The sequence below is a fragment of the Curtobacterium subtropicum genome (assembly GCF_030362975.1).
Lineage (GTDB): Bacteria > Actinomycetota > Actinomycetes > Actinomycetales > Microbacteriaceae > Curtobacterium > Curtobacterium subtropicum.
On the sequence record NZ_JAUCMM010000011.1, the window covers coordinates 23,972 to 45,266 of the forward strand.

Here is a 21,295-nt window from a genome sequence, read left to right on the forward strand (position 1 = left end):
TCCGCTCACCCGAGCACCCACGGACCGGGTCCGCGGGTGGCGAGCACGCTCCGACGGGCCCGGCCGTGCCAGGCTGGCCGGGTGACGACCGACTCCGCCCCACCCCCGCACCTCCGCTGGCGGTACCTCGGGCTGGTCGCGCTCGGCGGGGCGATCGGCACGGGACTCCGAGCGGCGCTCGCCGCGGCCCTGCCGTCCGTCGACGGGATCAGCTGGACCATCCTCGCCGTCAACGTCGTCGGGGCGTTCTGCCTGGGGATGCTCCTCGAGACGTTGGCGCACGCGGGTCCGGACACCGGTCGGCGCCGCGCGCTCCGACTGTTCGTCGGCACGGGGGTCCTCGGCGGCTTCACGACGTACTCGACCCTCGCCGACGACACCGCACGGTTGCTCGACGTCGGACGGTGGGGCGCGGGCAGCGGGTACGCGCTGCTCTCGGTCGTGCTCGGGCTCGTCGCCGCTGCAGCGGGTGCGTGGATCGCCGGGGTTCGACGCTCCCGGGGTGCCCGCGATCCCCGGACCGGAGCCGCCCGGTGAGCCCCCTCGACCTGCTGCTGGTCTCGCTCGGCGGCGGCGTCGGTGCGGCGCTGCGGTTCTGGCTCGACGGACTCGTGAAGGGCCGGGCCCGCGGCACCGCCCTCGCGGGCTTCCCGCTCGGCACGCTCGTCATCAACGTCTCCGGGTCGCTCGTCCTCGGGCTCCTCACCGGCGCCAGCGAGTCCGGCGCGCTGCCGTTGCCGATGGTCGCTGTGCTCGGGACGGGCATGATGGGCGGGTACACGACGTTCTCGACGGCGAGCGTCGAGACCGTGCAGCTCCTCCGATCCGGCAAGACCCGGACCGCCGTCCTGAACGGCCTCGGGATGCTCGTCGTCTCGGTCGGCGCAGCCGCGCTCGGCCTGCTCATCGGAAGGAACACATGACCTCGGAACGCCCCGGCGAACTCGTCCTCGTCCGTCACGGAGAGACGGAGTGGTCGAAGAGCGGTCAGCACACCGGCCGCACGGACATCCCGCTCACCGAGAACGGGATCGAGCAGGCGAAGCGCGCCGGCCGGTACCTCGCCGACCGGACGTTCGGGCTCGCGCTCTCGAGCCCGCTGCAGCGTGCCCGCGACACCGCCGAGCTCGTGGGCGTCGACCCGGAGCTCGACGAGGACCTGTACGAGTGGGACTACGGCGCGTACGAGGGTCTGACCACCCCGCAGATCAAGGTCGAGCGGCACGGGCCGTGGGACCTCTGGACCGACGGCGTGCCGGCAGGCGACACCCCGGGGGAGAACGCCGCCGAGGTCCGTGTCCGCGTCGAGCGAGTCCTGAACCGCGTCCGGCCGGTGCTCGCCGAGGGCGACGACGCGATCGTGGTCGCGCACGGACACGTGCTCCGCGCCCTGGGTGCCGCGTGGATCCGTCTCGCACCGCAGGACGGCGCCGTGCTGAAGCTCGGCACCGCGACCGTGAGCTCGCTCGGCTACGAGCACGGCCGGCCGGTGATCGACTCCTGGAACGTCACGCCGCGCGACTGACGTCCCGAGTGCGGAACCAGGTTCCGGACACAGCACCGCGCTGCTCCCCGGTTCTGAGTCCGGAACCAGGTTCCGCAGAGGCGCGCGGCGTCGGACGAGCGAACGGGCGGACGGGAGGCGCGGTGCGGGTCCGCCACGCGCCTCCCGGCCGTCAGACGGTGCGGATCGCGCTCGTCGCGCCGAGCGCACGGCCGCGCCGCCGCTCGATCGCCCGGCCGACGACGAGCAGCGCCACGCTGACGAGCGCGCCGAGCAGCGTCTGCGCGATGCGGTCCACCGCCAGGAGCTCCGGGGCCTCGGGGACGCTCAGCCACGACACCGCGAGCGCGAGCGGCGTGAGGAACAGCAGCGTCACGGCGTAGTGCCGCGCGACGAAGATCTCCGCGAAGAACTGGCCGACCACGGCGATCACCACGATCCACCACACCGAGGGCTCGAGCAGCAGGATGCCGACGGCGATCACCGTGCCACCGATCGTGCCGACGAACCGCTGCACCGCGCGGACCACGGTGTGCCGCTGTCGGATCGCCGGCAGCGTGGAGACCAGTGCGATGACCGCCCAGTACGGGTGTCCGAGCCAGGGGACGGTCTCGGCGACTGCTCCGGCGACCAGGGCACCGACCACGTTGAGGCCGACCGTCTCCCACAGCGCCGCGCTGCGCAGGATCGCGAACGAGCGGTGCTTCCGCGGCGCGATCGGGCGGAAGACGTGGGGCGCCCGCGGGTGCAGGACGAGTCGGATCAGCGCGCCGGACATCGCGACGAGCCAGGCCCACACCACCGACCCGACGATGATCGTCGCGACGAGGGGCAGGTCGGCGGGCCGGACGGGCACGAGCGCCGAGACGCAGAACGCGAAGACGGGGAAGATCGGCTGCGCCGGGATCGTCTGCAGCGTGCTGAGCGTGCAGACCGCGACCACCAGGACGACCACGAGCCCGACGCCCTGCAGCCACAGCGGCGCTCCGGACAGCGACACCGCGAGGCCGGCGAACATGCACGACGCCTGCAGGACGCCCGCGACACCGGTCGTCACCATCCGCTGTCGGTACGGCTCGGTCGCGCCGAAGATCGCGGTGAACCCGGCGAACATCGCGAAGGCCGCGTAGCCCGGCATCCCCAGGGCGATGAGCAGCGCGAGCGGAGCGCCGCCGGCGATCGCGGCGCGGGCTGCGCCCTCGAGGTTGGTGGTCCGGGTCGAGTGCGCAGGCGTCGTCATGTCCCTGCCATCCTCCCACCGCGACGAGTGTCGCCGAGACGCGTCCCGTCCTGCGAGGGTGAGTGGCTGTCGGACGGGAGGCCCGTGGCGGCCCAGCCACGAGCCTCCCGTCCGGCGTCCGGTCGCCGCGCACGCGCGTTGGTATACCAACCTGCTAGACTCGCCGGACCGAGCCGCGAGAGCGGTACCGCAACGTCGATGAGGAAGGGTCGGGCCGATGGGAAAGACGCTCGCCGAGAAGGTGTGGGACGACCACGTCGTGGTCAAGGGCGAGGACGGGAACCCGGACCTCCTCTACATCGACCTCCACCTCGTGCACGAGGTCACGAGCCCGCAGGCGTTCGACGGCCTCCGCCAGGCCGGCCGACCCGTGCGCCGCCTCGACCTCACCATCGCGACCGAGGACCACAACACCCCGACGCTCGCGATCGACCGCCCGATCGCCGACCCGACGAGCCGGACCCAGATCGAGACGCTCCGTCGCAACTGTGCGGAGTTCGGCGTCCGCCTCCACTCGTTGGGCGACAAGGAGCAGGGCATCGTCCACGTGGTCGGCCCGCAGCTCGGTCTGACCATGCCAGGGATCACCGTCGTGTGCGGCGACTCCCACACGAGCACCCACGGCGCGTTCGGCGCGATGGCGTTCGGCATCGGCACGTCCGAGGTCGAGCACGTCCTCGCCACGCAGACCCTGCCGCTCAAGCCCTTCAAGACGATGGCGATCACGGTCGAGGGCACCCTCCGACCAGGCGTCACGGCGAAGGACATCATCCTCGCCGTGATCGCGAAGATCGGTACCGGCGGCGGTCAGGGCTACGTGCTCGAGTACCGCGGGTCGGCGATCCGCTCCCTCTCGATGGAGGGCCGGATGACGATCTGCAACATGTCGATCGAGGCCGGTGCCCGCGCCGGCATGGTCGCCCCCGACCAGACGACGTACGACTACGTCCAGGGCCGCGACCACGCCCCGACCGGTCAGGACTGGGACGAGGCCGTCGCCTACTGGGACACGCTGGCGACCGACGACGACGCCGTGTTCGACGCCGAGGTCTTCATCGACGCGGACGAGCTCGAGCCCTTCGTCACCTGGGGCACGAACCCGGGCCAGGGCGTCTCGCTGTCCGACGATGTGCCGAACCCCTCGGACTACGACGACCCGAACGACCAGGCGGCGGCGCAGCGCGCGTTGGAGTACATGGACCTGACCGCCGGCACGCCCATGAAGGACATCGCCGTCGACGCGGTGTTCATGGGCTCGTGCACGAACTCGCGGATCGAGGACCTCCGCGCCTTCGCGTCGATCATCCGGGGGCGCAAGAAGGCCGACGGCGTCCGGGTCATGGTCGTGCCGGGGTCCGCCCGGGTGCGGCTCGAGGCCGAGGCCGAGGGGCTGGACCAGGTGTTCACGGACTTCGGCGCCGAGTGGCGGTTCGCCGGCTGCTCGATGTGCCTCGGTATGAACCCCGACCAGCTCGCGCCGGGGGAGCGCTGCGCCAGCACCTCGAACCGCAACTTCGAGGGCCGCCAGGGCAAGGGCGGACGGACGCACCTGGTGTCCCCGCTCGTGGCCGCCGCCACCGCCGTCCGGGGCACGCTGTCGAGCCCGTGGGACCTGGAGACCGACGACGCGCTGGCGTCCGTGACCGACACCACGACCACGACCGCGACCGCGACCACCGAGGGGACCATCTGATGGACAAGATCACCACCGTCACCGGGATCGCCGCGCCGCTCAGGCGGTCGAACGTGGACACCGACCAGATCATCCCCGCGGTCTACCTCAAGCGCGTCACGAAGACCGGCTTCGAGGACGCCCTGTTCGCCGGGTGGCGCCAGGACCCCGACTTCGTGCTCAACCAGCCCGAGTACCAGGGCGCGCAGGTGCTCGTCGCCGGCCCGGACTTCGGGACCGGGTCGAGCCGTGAGCACGCCGTCTGGGCGCTCCGCGACTTCGGGTTCCGCGTGGTCGTCTCGAGTCGTTTCGCGGACATCTTCAAGGGCAACGCGGGCAAGCAGGGCCTGGTCACCGCGATCGTGACCGAACCGGAGGTCGAGGCGCTCTGGGCCGAGATCGAGCGGGATCCGGGGGTGCAGGCGACCGTCGACCTGGTCACCCAGCGCGTGTCGCTCGGCGCGGTGGACGTTCCCTTCGAGATCGACGCCTACACTCGTTGGCGGTTGATGGAAGGGCTCGACGACATCGGGCTCACCCTCCGTGACGAGTCCTCGATCACGGAGTTCGAATCCCGCCGCTCCCGATGGCGGCCGAAGACATTGCCGGTGAAGTAGTGAACTCCCTCGTACAGGACGCAGCAGCAGCAGGGGCCCGCGTCGGCCTCAAGTCGGACGAGATCGTCATCCGGGGCGGCAAGCCGCTCGTGGGACGCATCGAGGTCCGTGGCGCGAAGAACCTCGCGACCAAGGCGATGGTCGCCTCGCTGCTCGGCGACACCCCGTCGATCCTCAAGGACGTCCCGGACATCTCCGACGTGAAGGTCGTCCGCGGCCTGCTCGAGGTGCACGGCGTGCGGATCACGGACCCTGCACGAGGCGAGCTCATCCTCGACCCGTCGAACGTCGAGTCGGCGCACTTCGCCGAGATCGACGCCCACGCCGGGTCGAGCCGCATCCCGATCCTGTTCTGCGGTCCGCTGCTGCACAAGCTCGGCGAGGCGTTCATCCCCGACCTCGGCGGGTGCCGCATCGGCGACCGTCCGATCGACTTCCACCTCGACGCCCTGCGCGCGATGGGGGCCGTGGTCGACAAGCAGCTGAACGGCATCCACCTGACGGCGCCGAACGGCCTGAAGGGCGCGGAGATCGAGCTGCCGTACCCGAGCGTCGGCGCGACCGAGCAGGTCCTGCTCTCGTCGGTCCTGGCCGAGGGGGTCACCGAGCTCCGCAACGCCGCGATCGAGCCCGAGATCATGGACCTCATCGCGATCCTGCAGAAGATGGGTGCGATCGTCACGGTCGAGCCGAGCCGCACGATCTTCATCGAGGGCGTGGAGTCGCTCCGCGGGTACACGCACCGAGCGATCAACGACCGCAACGAGGCTGCGAGCTGGGCCTCCGCCGCGCTCGCCACGAACGGCGACATCTTTGTCGAGGGCGCGGACCAGCAGGACCTCATGACGTTCCTCAACGTCTTCCGCAAGGTCGGCGGCGGGTTCGACGTGCAGGAGGACGGCATCCGCTTCTACCGCGAGCGCGAGACCCTGCGCCCGGTCGTCGTCGAGACCGACGTCCACCCCGGCTTCATGACGGACTGGCAGCAGCCGCTCGTCGTCGCGCTGACCCAGGCCGAGGGCACGAGCGTCGTGCACGAGACGGTCTACGAGAACCGCTTCGGCTTCACGGACGCGCTGAACGAGATGGGTGCCGACATCGTCGTGCACAAGGAGGGGCTGCCCGGCCACGACCGCCGTGTCGCCCGCCGCCCGTTCGAGCAGGCCGCCGTCATCACCGGCCCGACGACGCTGCACGCCGCGAACGTCCGTGTCCCGGACCTGCGCGGCGGCTTCAGCCACCTCATCGCGGCCCTGACCGCCGAGGGTGAGTCGCACATCACGAACGTCGGCATCATCAGCCGTGGCTACGAGCACTTCATCCCGAAGCTGCGCAAGCTCGGCGCCGACTTCGACTTCGCGGGCTAGGCGCGTGGACGGCACGACGGGCGGTGACCGCCCGGTGGACGGCGACGGCGTCCCGCTGCACGGTTCGGATGACGGCGTCCCGGCACGCGGCGCGGGCGACGGCCTGGAGGCACGGCGCACCTCCGCCTCGGACGTCACCACGGGCCTCCCGAACCCGGGGCGCCGGTGGCGGCGCGGCGAGCTGAACACGGCCTTCCGCATCACCGCGTCCGTGGTGATCCCGGTGTTCCGGTTCACCGCCCGGTACCACTGGCACGGGCCGCAGCGCCTGCCCGAGGGCGGCGCCTTCGTGCTCGCGCCGAACCACTTCACGAACATCGACCCGCTCGTGGTCGGCACGGCCGTCTGGCTGTCCCGTCGCGCACCGCGGTTCCTCGCGAAGGCGTCGATCTTCCGGGTCCCGGTCGTCGGCAGGCTGATGGCCGGGATGGGACAGATCCCGGTCGAGCGCTCCGGGCGGACGCGCCTGAACGATCCGCTCGGCGGCGGGAAGTCCGTCATCGAGCAGGGCGGGGCGATCATCGTCTACCCCGAGGGCACGCTGACCCGCGACCCCGACCTCTGGCCGATGCGCGGCAAGACCGGCGCGGTGCGGATCGCGCTCGAGAACGACGTGCCGCTCATCCCGATGGCGCACTGGGGCACGCAGCGGATCATGGCGCGGTACTCGAAGAAGCTCCGGCTGTTCCCGCCGTCGCGCGTCGACGTGATCGTCGGCGACCCGATCGACCTGTCGGCGTTCCGCGGGAAGCCGCTCGACCAGAAGACCCTGCTCGAGGCGACCGACCTGCTCATGCAGCGCATCACCGAGCTGCTCGAGGAGCTCCGCGGTGAGCGGGCCCCGGCGACCCGTTGGGACCCCTCCGCCCACAACCAGAAGGAGACCGGGAAGTTTGCGTGACGACCGCCCGGGCCTGCGCCCGCACGACGACCACCCGGACCCCGCCGTCGCCGCTCCCGGCGCCGTCGACACCGCAGCGATCCGCGTGGTCATGCAGTCCACCGACAAGCCGCGCGTCGCGGTGATCGGTGCGGGCAGCTGGGGGACCACGTTCGCGAAGGTGCTCGCCGAGGGCGGCGCCGACACGGTGGTGTGGGCCCGTCGGCCCGAGGTCGCGCGCGAGATCACCGAGACGAAGCGCAACTCCGACTACCTGCCCGGCATCAACCTGCCGCGGACGCTCACCGCGTCGACCTCGTTGTCCGCGGTGCTCGACGGTGCCGAGCAGGTGTACGTGTCGGTGCCGTCGCAGTCGCTCCGCTCGAACCTGTCCGCGATCGCGCCGTTGCTGCCCGAGGGCGTCCCCGTCGTCAGCCTGATGAAGGGCGTCGAGAAGGCGACCGGCCTGCGGATGAGCGAGGTCCTGCACGAGGGACTCGGCATCGACCGCGACCGGATCGCCGTGGCGAGCGGGCCGAACCTCGCCCTCGAGATCGCGCGTCGGCAGCCGACGGCCGCGGTCGTGTCGTCGACGTCGCTCGACACCGCGACCGCCGTGGCCGCGGTCGCCACGAACCCGTACTTCCGCTCGTTCACGAACACCGACGTCATCGGCACGGAGTTCGGCGGCGTGCTGAAGAACCTCATCGCGGTGGCGATCGGCATCGTCGACGGTGTCGGCTACGGCGAGAACACCAAGGCGTCGATCATCACCCGCGGACTCGCCGAGATGACCGACTTCGCGGTGTCGCTCGGTGCGCAGCCGTCGACGCTGTCCGGGCTCGCCGGACTCGGCGACCTGATCGCGACCTGCCAGTCGCCGCTGTCGCGGAACAACACCGCGGGTCGGCTGCTCGGCCAGGGCTACCGCTTCGACGAGGTCGTCCGGCAGATGGACCAGACCGCGGAGGGCCTGGCGTCTGTCGCGCCGATCCTCGAACTGGCGGCGGCGAACGGCGTCGACATGCCCATCGTCGGGCAGGTGGGTGAGGTCCTCGCCGGTAGGCTCGACCCGCGCAACATCGCGCCGCACCTCACCGAGACCGACGAGCCCCAGGGCGAGTGACCGGTCCGCTCCCGACCTCCGAGGGGACTCCCATGCCCACGATCGCTCCTGCCCCCACGACCGTCGCCGTGCTGTTCGGCGGCCGGTCCAGCGAGCACGAGATCAGCTGCGTGACGGCCGGCGGCATCATGGACGTCGTCGACCGGTCGGCGTACGCGGTGGTGCCGATCGGCATCACGAAGGAGGGTGCGTTCACCCTGCAGTCCGACGACCCCGCGCAGTGGGCGCTCCGTGACGGTGCGCTGCCCGTCGTGCCGGACAACGGCACCCGCGTGGCGCTCCCGACGTCGCCCGCGACGAACGAGCTCGTCGTCTCGCACCCCGACGGCTCGGTCACGACGATCGCGGTCGACGTGGTGTTCCCGATCCTGCACGGCCCGTTCGGCGAGGACGGCACGGTCCAGGGGCTCCTCGAGGTCGCCGGGCTGCCCTACGTCGGCGACGGCGTCCTGGCGAGTGCGCTGGCGATGGACAAGCACACCGCGAAGGCCGTGCTCGAGCACGCCGGGCTGCGGGTCGCACCCTGGACGACCGTCCTGCGTCGGCAGTGGAGCGCCGACCCCGACGCCGTCGCGGAGTCCGTCGCGGTGCACGGCTGGCCGCTCTTCGTGAAGCCCGCCCGCGCCGGGTCGAGCATGGGCGTCTCGCGGGTCGACGACCCGACGCAGCTCGCCGCCGCGATGGACCTGGCCTTCGAGCACGACGCGAAGGTGATCGTCGAGCCGCGCGTGGTCGGCCGCGAGGTCGAGGTGGCGGTCCTCGAGGGCCGCGACGGCGTCCCGCGCACGAGCCTGCCCGGCGAGATCGTCGTCGCCGAGGACGGCTTCTACGACTTCGCCTCGAAGTACCTCGGCGGTGACGAGGCGCTCCTCTGCCCCGCACCCCTGACCGACGACGAGACCGCCGCCATCCGCTCGATCGGCGCCCGTGCCTTCGAGGCGATCGGCGGCGCCGGTCTGGCGCGTGTCGACTGCTTCCTGACCGACGACGGCTTCGTCGTGAACGAGGTCAACACCATGCCGGGGTTCACCCCGCTGTCGATGTACCCACGCTGCTGGGCGGCGTCCGGGGTCTCCTACGGCGAGCTCGTCACCGAGCTCATCGAGCTGGGACGCGTCGCCGTCCGCTGAGGCTCGCACCGGCCGGCGTCACGGGCGTGGCCGTCAGCCCTGCACGTCCGAGGGGTCGAGGCAGCGGTGCCCGTCCTTCGGCAGGATCGACACGACGTCCGACAGGTCCTGCACGACCTGGTTCGTCGTCCTCTTCGAGTCGATGACGACCTGCACCGCGGGGGACCGGCCGAACGTCGTGTAGACGACCTGGGCGCCGCGGTCGTCGCGGATCCAGTCGACACCGCCCTGGCTGAAGCACGGCAGGTCGGACACCGTGGGCACCGCGACACCGCAGTGGTAGAGCGCCGCGGCCGGGTCGCCCCACGCCGCGGTGGACTGCGCGTTCGTCTCCCGCAACGGCAGGTCGTTCCCGACGGTCGTGGGCAGGCGGACCTGCACGGCGGCGCACGCAGCGGTGTCCGCCGACGGTGCGGGGGCCATCGACACGGCGTTCGTGCACCCGGTCAGCCCGGCCACGAGTGCCACGGCGACGCCCGCGATCGCGGTCCAGCGGAGGGGTCGGCGCAGGGTGTCCATCGCGGTCCAGGCTACCGTTGCGGACGTGGACGAGATGGACGACCCCTGGACCGGACCGACCGTGGGACAGGTGGGGGAGCTGGCCGTCCTCGCCCGCATCGTCCGCCGGCTGCCCGCGGGTGCTCCGGTGCTCGGCCCGGGTGACGACTGCGCCGTGGTCGCGGCGCCGGACGGCCGCTTCGTCGTCACGACGGACATGATGGTGCACGGGCCGGACTTCCGGTGGGCGTGGTCGTCCCCGGAGGACGTCGGGTGGAAGGCCGCCGCGACGAACCTGTCCGACGTCGCAGCGATGGGCGCGGAGCCGAGCGGGCTCGTGATCGCCCTGGCCGCGCCGCAGGACACCCCGGTCGCGGTGCTCGAGTCCTTCGCCGACGGGGTGCGGGCGGCGATGGACGCGCTCGCGCCGGGGTGCGGCGTGGTCGGCGGGGACCTGTCGACCTCGGCGACCTTCACGGTCTCGGTGACGGCGTTCGGCGACCTCGGCGGACGGGCGCCGGTGCTGCGTTCGGGAGCGCGGGTCGGGGACGTCCTCGCGGTCTCGGGAGAGCTCGGCCGCGCCGCCCGGGGACTCGCCCGGCTGTTCCGCGACGGGGTCGACGCGGACGGGGAGCCCTCGCGCGCAGCGGTGGTCGCGAGTGGCGCGGACGCCGACTCGGACGTCGACCGGCAGCGACGCCCGGTCCCGCCGATCGCCGACGGGGTGCACGCGGCGACGGCGGGGGCGACCGCGATGCTCGACCTGTCCGACGGCCTGGCGATCGACGCCGGACGACTGGCCCGAGCCAGCGGGGTGACGCTCGACCTCGACCCGGAGCCCCGGCTCGACGACCTCGCGCTGCACGGCGGCGAGGACCACGGCCTGCTCGCGACCTTCCCGCCGGACGTGGCGCTGCCCGGTGGCTTCCGGCGTCTCGGCGCGGTCGTCGGCCGCGGGGACGCCGACCTGGTCCGCGGTGGTGAGCCGGTCCCGACGACCGGGTGGGACCCGTACGCCGACTGGGACGGCGCCGCGGGCTGACCGCCAGGGCTGCGCCGAGCCTCCCGGCCGCTCGTCGTTGTCAGTCGTCCGCCGTCCGCCGTCCGCGACACATCCGTTGTCGTACGACAGCGGATGTGTCGCCGACACGCGTCCAGGCGCCCTCGTTCCGGAGGCGACGACGATACCGACGTCGTGCGACAGCGGTCGTGTCGCTCGAGCTGCCCAGCCGCGCTGCCGGTCCACCGGCACGCGCGCCCGCGTCAGGCCGGGGCGACGGCCTCCCACGCCACGGTCTCGCCGTAGCTGCGCTTGCTGAACGGCTCGAGCCCGGCCGGCCAGGTCGGCTCCGGCGACCGCTTGCTCCGCTCGACGACGACCACCGCGGCCGGCGTGAGCCGCGGCACGAGCGCCTCGAGCACGTCGGCGAGCTCCTGCTCGGCCACGTCGTACGGCGGGTCGATGAACACCAGGTCGAACGTCCGGACCGTGCTGCGCAGGTACCCGAGCGCCGGTTGCGGCTGCACGTCGACGCGCACGCCCGGCACCCGCTGCTGCACGGCCTTCGCGTTCGCGCGGCACGCCTGCGCGGCGGCGGACGCCCGGTCGACGAGGACGACCTCCGCGGCGCCGCGCGACGCCGCCTCGAGCCCGAGCGCGCCGGTCCCCGCGTAGAGGTCCGCGACCGAGGTGCCCTCCACGAGCCCGCGCGCGCCGAGCGACGAGAACAGGGCCTCGCGCACGCGGTCGCTCGTCGGCCGCGTGCCGGACTTCGGCACCCGGAGCGTCGTGGACCCGGCGGCGCCGGCGATGATGCGCGTCATGCTGCCACCGTAGCGGCGTGCGCGGGTCTCCACAGGTCGGCCGGGAGGCGCGCAGCACGTCGGACCCGCCCGGTACCGTGGTCGCGTGGTCACCTCCGACACCCCCGACACCGCGGCACCGACGGTGCGGCCCGACCTCGGTCCCGCGCCCCTCGACGCGAAGCTGAGCGGTGTCCTCGGCGGCCGGACCGCGACGGCGATCGAGAAGGCGTTCGGACACCGCACCGTGGGGGAGTTCCTCGAGCACGCGCCCCGGCGGTACGCGGAGCGCGGGGCGCTGACGGCGCTCGACTCGCTCGCGATCGGTGAGTCGGTGACGATCGTGGCCGAGGTGATCGACGTGCGCGAGCGGACCATGCGCGCGCGCCGTGGCTCGATCCTCGAGGCGAAGATCGGCGACGGGAAGGGCCTGCTCACGCTGACGTTCTTCAACCAGGGGTGGCGGACGAAGGACCTCGTCCCCGGGGCCCGCGGGATCTTCGCCGGCAAGGTCAGCGACTACCGCGGCGCCAGGCAGCTCGCCCACCCGGACTACGAGCTGTTCGACCGCGACGACCCGCGCGCGACCACCGACCCCGAGGACGAGGAGGCCATCCGCTGGTCGCGGCAGCCGATCCCGATCTACCCGGCGACGGCGTCGCTGACCTCGTGGCAGATCGCGAAGGCGATCGCGGTCGTCCTCGACACCCTGCCCGACCTGCCCGACCCGATCCCGGCACCCGCACGGACGCGGCTCGGTCTGGTGCCGTTCCGCCGCGCGCTCGAGCTGCTGCACCGTCCCGAGAAGGTCGCCGACTTCAAGCGGGCGCAGGACGCCCTGCGCTACCGCGAGGCGTTCGTGCTGCAGACCGCCCTGGTGCAGCGACGCATCGCCGCCCGGTCGACCGCAGCGACCTCGCGGACCGCCAGCGCAGGCGGGATCCTCGAGCGCTTCGACGCCTCGCTGCCGTTCACCCTGACCGACGACCAGCAGGCCGTCGGTGCCGAGATCGCGCACGACCTGGCGGGGGACTGGCCGATGCACCGGCTGGTGCAGGGCGAGGTCGGCTCCGGCAAGACGCTGGTGGCGATCCGGGCGATGCTGACGGTCGCCGAGTCCGGCGGGCAGTCGGCCCTCATCGCCCCGACCGAGGTGCTCGCCGCCCAGCACCTCCGCTCGATCGTGAAGTTCCTCGGCCCCGACCTCGCCGCGGAGCTCCGACCGATCATCCTCACCGGGTCGCAGTCGACCGACGAACGCCGCCGGGCCCTGCTCGCAGCGGCGTCCGGCAGCTCGCGGCTCGTCGTCGGGACGCACGCGCTCCTCGGCGACCGGGTCGACTTCGCCGAGCTCGGCCTGGTCGTCGTCGACGAGCAGCACCGGTTCGGCGTCGAACAGCGCGAGGCCCTGCGGACCAAGGGCGCGACCCCGCCGCACGTGCTCGTCCTCACCGCGACACCGATCCCGCGCACGGTCGCGATGACGGTGTTCGGTGACCTCGACGTCTCCACCATCACCGGGCTGCCGTCCGGCCGAGCCGGGGTCGAGACCTTCGCCGTCGGGCTGGCCGAGCACCCCGGGTGGGAGGGGCGGATCTGGACCCGGATGGCCGAGGAGCTCGCCGACGGGCGCCAGGCATTCGTGGTGTGCCCGGCCATCGACGACGCCCACACCGAGGACGACGCCGGCCCCGGACCCGCCGTCGCCGACGACGACGCGCCGAAGCGCGCGCCGGCCACCGTCCTCGCGACGGCCGAGCGGATGCGCGCCATGCCGGTCCTGCAGGGCCGACGCATCGAGGTGCTGCACGGGCGGATGACCGCGGACGAGAAGGACCGCGTGATGACGTCCTTCGCGGCCGGCGCCGTCGACGTGCTCGTGGCGACGACCGTCATCGAGGTCGGCGTCGACGTGCCGAACGCGTCGATGATGGCGGTGCTCGACGCCGACCGCTTCGGCGTCTCCCAGCTCCACCAGCTCCGCGGACGCATCGGTCGCGGCCAGTACGCCGGCGTGTGCCTCCTCGTGACCACGGCCGAGACCGAGACCACCGCACGCGAGCGCGTCGACGCGGTGGCCGCGTCCGACGACGGCTTCGAGCTCGCCCGCGTCGACCTGGAGCTCCGGCGCGAGGGCGACGTGCTCGGCGAACGGCAGTCCGGCGGCCGGTCGTCGCTGAACCTGCTCCGGGTCGTCGAGCACGCGGACCTGATCGTCGACGCCCGGGGCGAGGCGGAGCGCGTGCTCGAGCCCGACCCCGAGCTACGGGACCACCCCGCCCTGCGTGAGGCCCTGGCGCGGCGGCTCGACGAGTCCGACGCCGCGTTCCTCGGGAAGAACTGACCCCCACGGCCGGTAGCGTGACGGACATGGCCCAGATCGCCGTCGTCCCCGGATCCTTCGACCCCGTGACCCTCGGGCACCTCGACGTCATCGGACGCGCCGCGCGGCTGTTCGACGAGGTCCACGTGCTCGTCGTGCACAACCCGGACAAGCAGCCGGCGATGTTCGCGGCCGCCGATCGGGTGCGGCTCATCGAGCAGTCCCTCGTCGAGACCGGCGTCCCGGACACGGTGCGGGTCGGGGAGTGGACCTCCGGGCTGCTCGTCGACTACTGCCGACAGGTCGGGGCCGGCGTGCTCGTCAAGGGGGTGCGTTCCGGCGAGGACGTCGCGTACGAGACGCCCATGGCGATCATGAACCGGCACCTGGCCGACGTCGAGACGGTCTTCCTGCTGCCCGAGGCGTCGCGGGCGCACGTGTCGAGCTCGCTCATCCGCCAGGTCGCGACGCTCGGCGGCGACGTCACGCCGTACGTGCCGAGGGTCGTCGCGGACGCGCTGGCCGAGCACCTCGGGCGCTGACACGCCGCGCTCCGGGCCTCCTCGACGTGCGCACCAGATCGCGGTAGACTCGTCGATCGTGTCTTCCCCCGTGAACAGCCCCTACGCCCTGCGCGTGCGTGACCTCGCGCACCGGCCGGGCGAGATGCGCGAGCACTCGCTCGACATCGAGGTGCCGGACGCGATGGGTGCCGGCGTCATCGCCGTGCGCGAGGGCACCACGCTGCACCTCGACGTCAAGCTCGAGGGCCTGCACGAGGGCGTCCTGGTCTCCGGACACGCCTCCGCCGAGGCCACGGGCGAGTGCTCGCGCTGCCTCATCGACATCAGCGAACCAGTCGAGGTCGATTTCGCCGAGCTCTTCGCGTACGATGTCTCGGAGGATTTCGACTTCTTCGTTCACGATGACCACGTGGATTGTGAACCGGTCGTTCGAGATGCGGTGGTGCTGTCGCTGCCGTTCCAGCCGGTCTGCCGACCGGACTGCCCCGGCCTCGACCCCGTCACGGGTGAGCGGCTGGCCGACCTCGGCGAGGTCACCCCGCGCGAGGTCCTGGACCCGCGTTGGGCCGCGCTGAGCGGCTTCCAGGGCGCCGGGACCGACGCCGAGCGTGTCGGCACCGACGACAGCACCTCCCACCAGAGCCCCGAGGGCGACGGCCGCACGGCCTGACGCACCTCGACACCGACCACCGACCAACCGAAAGAGAACCACCATGGCCGTTCCCAAGCGCAAGCAGTCCCGTGCCAACACGCACGCCCGTCGTTCGCAGTGGAAGGCCGCGCCGGTCCAGCTCGTGAAGACGATCGAGAACGGCAAGGTCACCTACAGCCTCCCGCACCGCGCGAAGGTCGTCGAGGACTCGGCCGGCACCGCCCTGTACATGGAGTACAAGGGCCGCAAGGTCGCCGACGTCTGATCGGACTCGACCGATGACCACGACGTCCGGCGCCACGGGGTCCCGCCCCGTGGGGCCGGACGTCGTTCGTCTGCAGGGCATCCTCGACGTCGAGATCGACGCCGAGCTCCTGCAGCTCGCCCTCACGCACCGCTCGTACGCGTACGAGCACGGGGGCATCAAGCACAACGAGCGCCTCGAGTTCCTCGGGGACTCCATCCTCGGCCAGGCCGTGACCGTGAAGCTCTTCCGGTCCTTCCCCGACCTCGACGAGGGCGAGCTCGCCAAGCGGCGCGCCAGCCTCGTCTCGACGGTCGCCCTGGCCGAGATCGCCCGCATGATCGGGCTCGGCTCCTACCTGCGCCTCGGCAAGGGCGAGGAGCAGACCGGCGGTCGCGACAAGGCGTCGATCCTGGCCGACACGGTCGAGGCCGTCATCGGTGCGACCTACCTGTCCGCCGGCCCCGACGCCGCGACGGACCTGGTGCTGCGCCTGGTCGAGCCGCTGCTCGTGGACCCGGACCGCTTCGGCGCCGCGATGGACCCGAAGACGAGCCTGCAGGAGCTCGCGGCCAGCCTGTCCCTCGGCAACCCGGCCTACCGGGTGACGGAAGAGGGCCCCGACCACGACAAGACCTTCCACGCGACGGTCGTGCTGCAGGGCGAGGACGTCTCGACGGGATCCGGGACGAGCAAGAAGGCCGCCGAGATGGCCGCCGCGCTCGATGCGTGGACGCGGCTCTCCGGCCGGGCGGCCTGACCGCGTGCCCGAACTCCCCGAGGTCGAGGTCGTCCGCGCCGGCCTCGAACCCGCCGTCAGCGGTGCCCGCGTGCTGCACGTCGACGTCGTCGACGACCGCGCACTCACCCGCCATGACGGCCCGACGGAGGACTTCGCCGAGCGGCTGACCGGCAGGACGATCGCCGCTGCCGTGCGGCGGGGCAAGTTCATGTGGTTCCCCCTGGTCCCCGAGCACGAGGGCGACCGCCCTGAGGCCCTCGTCACGCACCTGGGGATGTCCGGCCAGGTCCTGCTGGGCCGCGGTCGCCCGGCTGCGAAGCACCGCCGCATCCTGATCGACGTGCAGCCGACCGGGACCGACCGCGACGGCCGTCCGGAGGCGCCGGTCGAGCTCGAGTTCGTCGACCAGCGGACGTTCGGATCGATGGCCGTCGACGCCATGGTGCCGACTGTGGACGGCGCCCCGGCCGGGTCCGCCGGAGCGGTCGACGCCCGTGACCCGGACGCTCCGTGGCGGCGGAGCATCCCGACGCAGGTGTCGCACATCGCGCGGGACCCGCTCGACCCGGCCTTCGACGACGACCGCTTCGTCGCGATGGCCCGGAAGCGCTCGAGCGGCATCAAGCGCGTCCTGCTCGACCAGGGTGTCGTGAGCGGCATCGGCAACATCTACGCGGACGAGTCGCTGTGGGCAGCGAAGCTGCACTTCGACCGCCCCGCCGAGCGCCTGCCCCGGGCCGACCTGCACCGGCTCCTGGCCGAGGTCCGGAGCGTCCTCGGCCGTGCTCTCGAGGACGGCGGCACGAGCTTCGACGCGCAGTACGTCAACGTGAACGGGCAGTCCGGGTACTTCTCGCAGCGCCTCGCGGTGTACGGGCAGCAGGGGAAGCCCTGCCCGCGCTGCGGCACCACGATCGTGCGTGAGGCGTTCATGAACCGGTCCAGCCACCGGTGCCCCGTGTGCCAACCCGCTCCGCGCCGCCGCACGCGTTAGCCTGGCGCGCAACCGAGCACCCGGAGACCCGCATGTACTTGAAGAGCCTCACCATCAAGGGGTTCAAGTCCTTCGCGCAACCGACGACCTTCGCGTTCGAGCCCGGGGTCACCTGCATCGTCGGTCCGAACGGCTCCGGCAAGTCGAACGTGGTGGACGCCCTCGCCTGGGTGATGGGAGAGCAGGGCGCGAAGACCCTCCGCGGCGGCAAGATGGAGGACGTCATCTTCGCCGGCACCTCGACGCGCGGGCCGCTCGGCCGCGCGCAGGTGCTCCTGACGATCGACAACACCGACGGCCTGCTGCCGATCGAGTACTCCGAGGTGACGATCTCCCGCACGCTGTTCCGCAACGGCGGCAGCGAGTACGCCATCAACGGCGAGAACTGTCGCCTGCTCGACGTGCAGGAGCTCCTGAGCGACACCGGCCTCGGCCGCGAGATGCACGTCATCGTCGGCCAGGGCCAGCTCGACAAGGTGCTGCACGCCACCCCGGAGGACCGCCGCGGGTTCATCGAGGAGGCCGCCGGCATCCTCAAGCACCGGCGCCGCAAGGAGAAGACCCTCCGGAAGCTCGACGCCATGCAGACGAACCTGACGCGGCTCTCCGACCTGGCCGGGGAGATCCGTCGGCAGCTGAAGCCCCTCGGGCGACAGGCCGAGGTCGCGCGCAAGGCGCAGTCCGTCGCCGCGGTGGCGCGCGACGCGAAGGCCCGGATCCTCGCCGACGACGTCGTCCGCCTGCGCCGCGAGCTCCACGAGCACCAGGAGGTCGAGGCCGGTCGGAAGTCCGAGCGCATCGTCCTGCAGGAACGGCTCGACCAGACCCGTGTCCGGCAGCAGCAGGTCGAGCAGAGCATGGTCGGCGACGCCGTCGACCGCGCCCGGACCGTGGTGCACCGGTTGGAGAGCGTGCAGGAGCGACTCCGCGGGCTGTCGAGCCTGGCGAACCAGCGCCTGATGTTCCTCGCCCAGCAGGCCGACGCACCGCAGCAGGGACCGACCATCACCTCGGAGCGCGTGCAGGGCGTGCGCGCCGAGGCCGAACGGCTCGAGGCCCGTGCCGCCGAGATGGCCGCGGGCTCCGGGGCGGCGGCGGCCGCGGTCGAACAGGCCCGGGGTCGCCTGGACGCACTCGACGAGCAGATCGCCGCGCAGGCCGCACGCGTGTCGCAGCACGACCTCGACGCCCAGCGCCTCCGGAACGCCGTCGACGCGCAGCGGTCGCGTCGCACCGCCGTCGCCGCGGACCGTGACCGTCGGACCCGCTCGCTCGCCGAGGCCGAGGAGCGCGCTGCCCGTGCGACCGCGGCCCTGCGCGAGATCGGCGACGACCCCTCCGACGGTGTGGACGCGGACGCCCTCGCCGCCGCGCACGACGCCGCGCGCCAGCGGCTCGAAGCAGCGCAGACCGCGCGTGACGCCCTGCGCGACCGGCTCCACACCCTCGAGCGCGAACGGGACGCCCTCGACGCCCGGGTGGCGGCACTCGGCATGTCGATCGACGTCCGCGACGGGTCGCAGGCCGTCATCGACGCCCGGCGTGCCGGTGTGCTCGGCCGGCTCGCCGACGCCCTGACCGTCGAGGCCGGCTTCGAGGCGTCCGTCGCGACCGCGCTCGACGGGCTGGCGGACGCGGTGCTCGCCGCCGACCGCGACACGGCCCTCGCCACGGTCGCGCACGCGCGCGAGGCCGACCTCGGCCGCGTCGACGTCGTCGTCGCGGACGCCGAGCTCGACGGGCCGGGGCTCCCCGGTTCGCTGCCGGCGGGCGTGCGACCGGCACTCGACGTGGTGCAGGGGCCGCCCGCGATCACCGCGGTGCTCCGCACGACGCTGGTCGCGGTGACGGACGACGTCGACCTGGAGGCCGTGCTCGCCGCCGCCCCGCACGCCACGGTCGTGACGCGGTCGGGTGACCTCGTCCGCACCGTCCGGGTGACCGGTGGTGGCGCGCGCACGGTGTCCCGCATCGAGCTCGTGGCGGAGCGGGACGATGCACAGGGCCGCCGCGATGCGGTGGCGGCCGACGCGGCGGACGCAGCCACGGGCCTCCAGGCCGCCCGTCAGGACGTCGAGGAGGCGCGCCGCGTGGCGGAGGACGCCGACCGCACCCTGCGCGCGCACACCGCGGCGGTCGCCGAGTACGACCGATCGAGCGCGGCGGTGCGCGCCGGCGCTGACAACGCCGCGGCCGAGGTGGCGCGCCTGCGTGCCGCGCTGGCAGAGACGGACGGCGCGGTCGAGGCCGCCGACGGTGCGCTGGCGGAGGCCGAGGAGACCCTGCGGGTGTTCGAGGAACGACCCCGACCCGTCGTCGACGCGTCCGGGCGTCCCGCGTTGCAGGACGCCGTCGAGGCGGCACGCGCCGCGGAGATCGAGCAGCGCATCCAGGTCGAGACCGTGCGGGAGCGCGCCCGGTCGGAGTGGAACCGTGCGGCGGGGCTGCAGCGGCAGCTCGAGGCCGAGCGTGCGGCTGCGGAGGAGGCAGCACGGCTCGCGGTGATCCGTCGCGGGCAGATCGCGGTGGCGGAGGGCGTCCTCGCGGACCTGCCGGGCGTGCTCGGGGCGGTCGACCGCTCGCTCGCCGAGGCGCGGGTGCGGCTCGCGACGGAGGAGGCCGAGCGCACGAAGCGCAACACCGAGCTCCAGGTCGTCCGGAACGAGGAACGCGAGCTCCGCGAGCGGTTGCAGACCGTCACCGACGGCGTGCACTCGCTCGAGATGGAGATCTACGAGAAGAAGCTGCACGTGTCCGGCGTGCTCGACCGGGCGCAGAGCGACCTCGGGCTGAACGAGGCCGTGCTCGTCGCGGAGTACGGGCCCGACGTCCCGGTGCCGGTCGACGTCCTGGTGGATCCGCGGGTGCTCGCCCGGCGGCACCGCGAGGCCGAGCGGGCCCGGGCTGCGGCGTCGGGGGAGGCGGCGGTCGTGGGCCCGGACGGCACCGGCGCCGTGTCGGCCGGCGCAGCCGACGCCGTCGTCGACGTCGACGTCGACTCCGCCGCCGCTGACGGCGAGGTGCCGGAGCTCGTCGACGCCGAGTCGACCCTGCCCGGTGGCCCGGCGCTGCCCGAGCTGGACGCCACCGACGAGGTCGACCCGGCCGACGTCGAGACGGTGCCGTACGTCCGCGCCGAGCAGGAGCAGCGGCTCGCGGCGGCGGAGCGGGACCTCGGTCGGCTCGGCAAGGTCAACCCTCTCGCGCTCGAGGAGTTCCAGGCGCTCGAGCAGCGGCACGCGTTCCTCGCCGAGCAGCTCGACGACCTGCAGAAGACCCGCACCGACCTCCTGACCATCATCGAGGAGCTCGACACGAAGATGCAGACGATCTTCGAGGCGGCGTTCGAGGACACGAAGGCCGCGTTCGACGTGATCTTCCCGATCCTGTTCCCGGGCGGGACGGGGTCGATCACGCTGACGAACCCGGACGACCTGCTCACGACCGGGCTCGACGTCCAGGTGAAGCCCGCGGGCAAGAAGATCGATCGGCTGACGCTGCTGTCCGGCGGCGAGCGGTCCCTGGCGGCGGTGGCGCTGCTCGTGGCGATCTTCACCGCCCGGCCGTCGCCGTTCTACATCATGGACGAGGTCGAGGCGGCGCTCGACGACGCCAACCTCGGGCGGCTGCTGACCGTGTTCGAGCGGCTGCGGGAGTCGTCGCAGCTCATCGTGATCACGCACCAGAAGCGCACGATGGAGATCGCCGATGCGCTGTACGGCGTCTCGATGCGCCAGGACGGCGTCTCCGCCGTGGTCGGCCAGCGCGTGCAGCGGCGCGAGCCCGCGGATGCTGTCGCGTAGCGCCCGGCTCGGCCGGCTCGCGCGGTCCGGCCGGCTCGCGCGGTCCGAGTCTCGGCCTCAGCGACGGTTCTCGCGCTCCTGAGCCCGAGGACCGTCGCTCAGCGCGAGTCTCGAGCACCGGGGTCCGCCGCGGACGGACGGGAGGCACGGTGCCAGCTGGCACCGCGCCTCCCGTC

General features: G+C 72.8%; 20 protein-coding genes. 17 read left to right on the forward strand and 3 right to left on the reverse strand.

Going from position 1 to position 21,295, the window contains the following annotated elements:
* Positions 1-81 precede the first annotated feature (81 nt).
* The 3 genes from QUG98_RS13855 to QUG98_RS13865 are packed head-to-tail and all read left to right on the forward strand — an operon-like array spanning position 82 to position 1,525.
* Complete coding sequence (locus tag QUG98_RS13855; RefSeq protein ID WP_289471132.1) at positions 82-537, forward strand: fluoride efflux transporter FluC; 456 nt, start codon at positions 82-84, stop codon at positions 535-537.
* A complete protein-coding gene (gene crcB / locus QUG98_RS13860) occupies positions 534-923 on the forward strand; it encodes a fluoride efflux transporter CrcB (protein WP_289471133.1) in 390 nt (129 codons plus the stop codon). The genes QUG98_RS13855 and crcB overlap by 4 nt, the downstream gene beginning before the upstream one ends.
* Positions 920-1,525 (forward strand): histidine phosphatase family protein, encoded by a 606-nt coding sequence (locus QUG98_RS13865; protein WP_289471134.1) that lies wholly within the window; start codon positions 920-922, stop codon positions 1,523-1,525. Before crcB ends, QUG98_RS13865 begins: the two co-directional genes overlap by 4 nt.
* Positions 1,526-1,676: 151 nt before the next feature.
* Here QUG98_RS13865 and QUG98_RS13870 read toward each other — a convergent pair whose 3' ends face one another.
* Positions 1,677-2,744, reverse strand: coding sequence for an FUSC family protein (locus QUG98_RS13870; RefSeq protein WP_289471135.1), 1,068 nt, complete (start codon positions 2,742-2,744; stop codon positions 1,677-1,679).
* Between the two features lie 217 nt (positions 2,745-2,961).
* Here QUG98_RS13870 and leuC point away from each other — a divergent pair, with 217 nt between their 5' ends.
* The 6 genes from leuC (at position 2,962) to QUG98_RS13900 (ending at position 9,536) form a co-directional block, all read left to right on the forward strand.
* Complete coding sequence (gene leuC / locus QUG98_RS13875; protein ID WP_289471136.1) at positions 2,962-4,437, forward strand: 3-isopropylmalate dehydratase large subunit; 1,476 nt, start codon at positions 2,962-2,964, stop codon at positions 4,435-4,437.
* Positions 4,437-5,033 (forward strand): 3-isopropylmalate dehydratase small subunit, encoded by a 597-nt coding sequence (gene leuD, locus QUG98_RS13880; protein WP_289471137.1) that lies wholly within the window; start codon positions 4,437-4,439, stop codon positions 5,031-5,033. Before leuC ends, leuD begins: the two co-directional genes overlap by 1 nt.
* On the forward strand, positions 5,033-6,400 hold the full coding sequence (murA, locus tag QUG98_RS13885; protein WP_058728173.1) for a UDP-N-acetylglucosamine 1-carboxyvinyltransferase: 1,368 nt from the start codon (positions 5,033-5,035) through the stop codon (positions 6,398-6,400). Before leuD ends, murA begins: the two co-directional genes overlap by 1 nt.
* Before the next feature lie 4 nt (positions 6,401-6,404).
* Entirely contained in the window at positions 6,405-7,301 is an 897-nt protein-coding gene (locus QUG98_RS13890; protein ID WP_353067853.1) for a lysophospholipid acyltransferase family protein, read from the forward strand.
* 91 nt (positions 7,302-7,392) lie between these two features.
* On the forward strand, positions 7,393-8,406 hold the full coding sequence (locus QUG98_RS13895) for an NAD(P)H-dependent glycerol-3-phosphate dehydrogenase (RefSeq protein WP_289471193.1): 1,014 nt from the start codon (positions 7,393-7,395) through the stop codon (positions 8,404-8,406).
* Positions 8,407-8,438: 32 nt separating this feature from the next.
* Entirely contained in the window at positions 8,439-9,536 is a 1,098-nt protein-coding gene (locus QUG98_RS13900) for a D-alanine--D-alanine ligase family protein (protein ID WP_289471138.1), read from the forward strand.
* A 33-nt stretch (positions 9,537-9,569) separates the two neighbouring features.
* Here QUG98_RS13900 and QUG98_RS13905 read toward each other — a convergent pair whose 3' ends face one another.
* Positions 9,570-10,055, reverse strand: coding sequence for a DUF3515 family protein (locus QUG98_RS13905; RefSeq protein ID WP_289471139.1), 486 nt, complete (start codon positions 10,053-10,055; stop codon positions 9,570-9,572).
* A 34-nt stretch (positions 10,056-10,089) separates the two neighbouring features.
* On the opposite strand from QUG98_RS13905, the gene thiL reads away from it, so the two are divergent.
* On the forward strand, positions 10,090-11,076 hold the full coding sequence (thiL, locus tag QUG98_RS13910) for a thiamine-phosphate kinase (RefSeq protein WP_289471194.1): 987 nt from the start codon (positions 10,090-10,092) through the stop codon (positions 11,074-11,076).
* A 221-nt stretch (positions 11,077-11,297) separates the two neighbouring features.
* Here thiL and QUG98_RS13915 read toward each other — a convergent pair whose 3' ends face one another.
* Positions 11,298-11,858 carry an RsmD family RNA methyltransferase gene (locus QUG98_RS13915; protein ID WP_289471140.1) on the reverse strand — a complete coding sequence of 187 codons (561 nt, stop codon included), beginning with the start codon at positions 11,856-11,858 and terminating at the stop codon, positions 11,298-11,300.
* A 124-nt stretch (positions 11,859-11,982) separates the two neighbouring features.
* Here QUG98_RS13915 and QUG98_RS13920 point away from each other — a divergent pair, with 124 nt between their 5' ends.
* The 7 genes from QUG98_RS13920 to QUG98_RS13950 all read left to right on the forward strand — a co-directional run bounded on the left by QUG98_RS13920 (position 11,983) and on the right by QUG98_RS13950 (position 21,119).
* Positions 11,983-14,181 carry an ATP-dependent DNA helicase RecG gene (locus QUG98_RS13920; RefSeq protein ID WP_289471195.1) on the forward strand — a complete coding sequence of 733 codons (2,199 nt, stop codon included), beginning with the start codon at positions 11,983-11,985 and terminating at the stop codon, positions 14,179-14,181.
* Positions 14,182-14,207: 26 nt separating this feature from the next.
* Complete coding sequence (gene coaD / locus QUG98_RS13925; RefSeq protein ID WP_289471141.1) at positions 14,208-14,702, forward strand: pantetheine-phosphate adenylyltransferase; 495 nt, start codon at positions 14,208-14,210, stop codon at positions 14,700-14,702.
* A 70-nt stretch (positions 14,703-14,772) separates the two neighbouring features.
* Positions 14,773-15,354: a YceD family protein gene (locus tag QUG98_RS13930; protein WP_289471196.1), complete on the forward strand. Its 582-nt coding sequence runs from the start codon at positions 14,773-14,775 to the stop codon at positions 15,352-15,354.
* Between the two features lie 43 nt (positions 15,355-15,397).
* Positions 15,398-15,601 (forward strand): 50S ribosomal protein L32, encoded by a 204-nt coding sequence (rpmF, locus tag QUG98_RS13935; protein ID WP_058728177.1) that lies wholly within the window; start codon positions 15,398-15,400, stop codon positions 15,599-15,601.
* Positions 15,602-15,614: 13 nt separating this feature from the next.
* Positions 15,615-16,340, forward strand: coding sequence for a ribonuclease III (gene rnc / locus QUG98_RS13940; RefSeq protein WP_289471142.1), 726 nt, complete (start codon positions 15,615-15,617; stop codon positions 16,338-16,340).
* Positions 16,341-16,344: 4 nt separating this feature from the next.
* Entirely contained in the window at positions 16,345-17,316 is a 972-nt protein-coding gene (gene mutM / locus QUG98_RS13945) for a bifunctional DNA-formamidopyrimidine glycosylase/DNA-(apurinic or apyrimidinic site) lyase (protein WP_289471143.1), read from the forward strand.
* A 32-nt stretch (positions 17,317-17,348) separates the two neighbouring features.
* Positions 17,349-21,119: an AAA family ATPase gene (locus QUG98_RS13950; protein WP_289471144.1), complete on the forward strand. Its 3,771-nt coding sequence runs from the start codon at positions 17,349-17,351 to the stop codon at positions 21,117-21,119.
* Positions 21,120-21,295: the final 176 nt, after the last annotated feature.

Bases quoted from the DNA above. Each gene is read 5' to 3' on its own strand.
- rpmF (WP_058728177.1), top strand. From the start codon at position 15,398: ATGGCCGTTCCCAAGCGCAAGCAGTCCCGTGCCAACACGCACGCCCGT.
- rnc (WP_289471142.1), top strand. From the start codon at position 15,615: ATGACCACGACGTCCGGCGCCACGGGGTCCCGCCCCGTGGGGCCGGAC.
- thiL (WP_289471194.1), top strand. From the start codon at position 10,090: ATGGACGACCCCTGGACCGGACCGACCGTGGGACAGGTGGGGGAGCTG.
- QUG98_RS13905 (WP_289471139.1), bottom strand. From the start codon at position 10,055: ATGGACACCCTGCGCCGACCCCTCCGCTGGACCGCGATCGCGGGCGTC.
- QUG98_RS13870 (WP_289471135.1), bottom strand. From the start codon at position 2,744: ATGACGACGCCTGCGCACTCGACCCGGACCACCAACCTCGAGGGCGCA.
- QUG98_RS13895 (WP_289471193.1), top strand. From the start codon at position 7,393: ATGCAGTCCACCGACAAGCCGCGCGTCGCGGTGATCGGTGCGGGCAGC.
- QUG98_RS13915 (WP_289471140.1), bottom strand. From the start codon at position 11,858: ATGACGCGCATCATCGCCGGCGCCGCCGGGTCCACGACGCTCCGGGTG.
- leuD (WP_289471137.1), top strand. From the start codon at position 4,437: ATGGACAAGATCACCACCGTCACCGGGATCGCCGCGCCGCTCAGGCGG.
- QUG98_RS13950 (WP_289471144.1), top strand. From the start codon at position 17,349: ATGTACTTGAAGAGCCTCACCATCAAGGGGTTCAAGTCCTTCGCGCAA.
- leuC (WP_289471136.1), top strand. From the start codon at position 2,962: ATGGGAAAGACGCTCGCCGAGAAGGTGTGGGACGACCACGTCGTGGTC.
- coaD (WP_289471141.1), top strand. From the start codon at position 14,208: ATGGCCCAGATCGCCGTCGTCCCCGGATCCTTCGACCCCGTGACCCTC.
- QUG98_RS13865 (WP_289471134.1), top strand. From the start codon at position 920: ATGACCTCGGAACGCCCCGGCGAACTCGTCCTCGTCCGTCACGGAGAG.
- QUG98_RS13900 (WP_289471138.1), top strand. From the start codon at position 8,439: ATGCCCACGATCGCTCCTGCCCCCACGACCGTCGCCGTGCTGTTCGGC.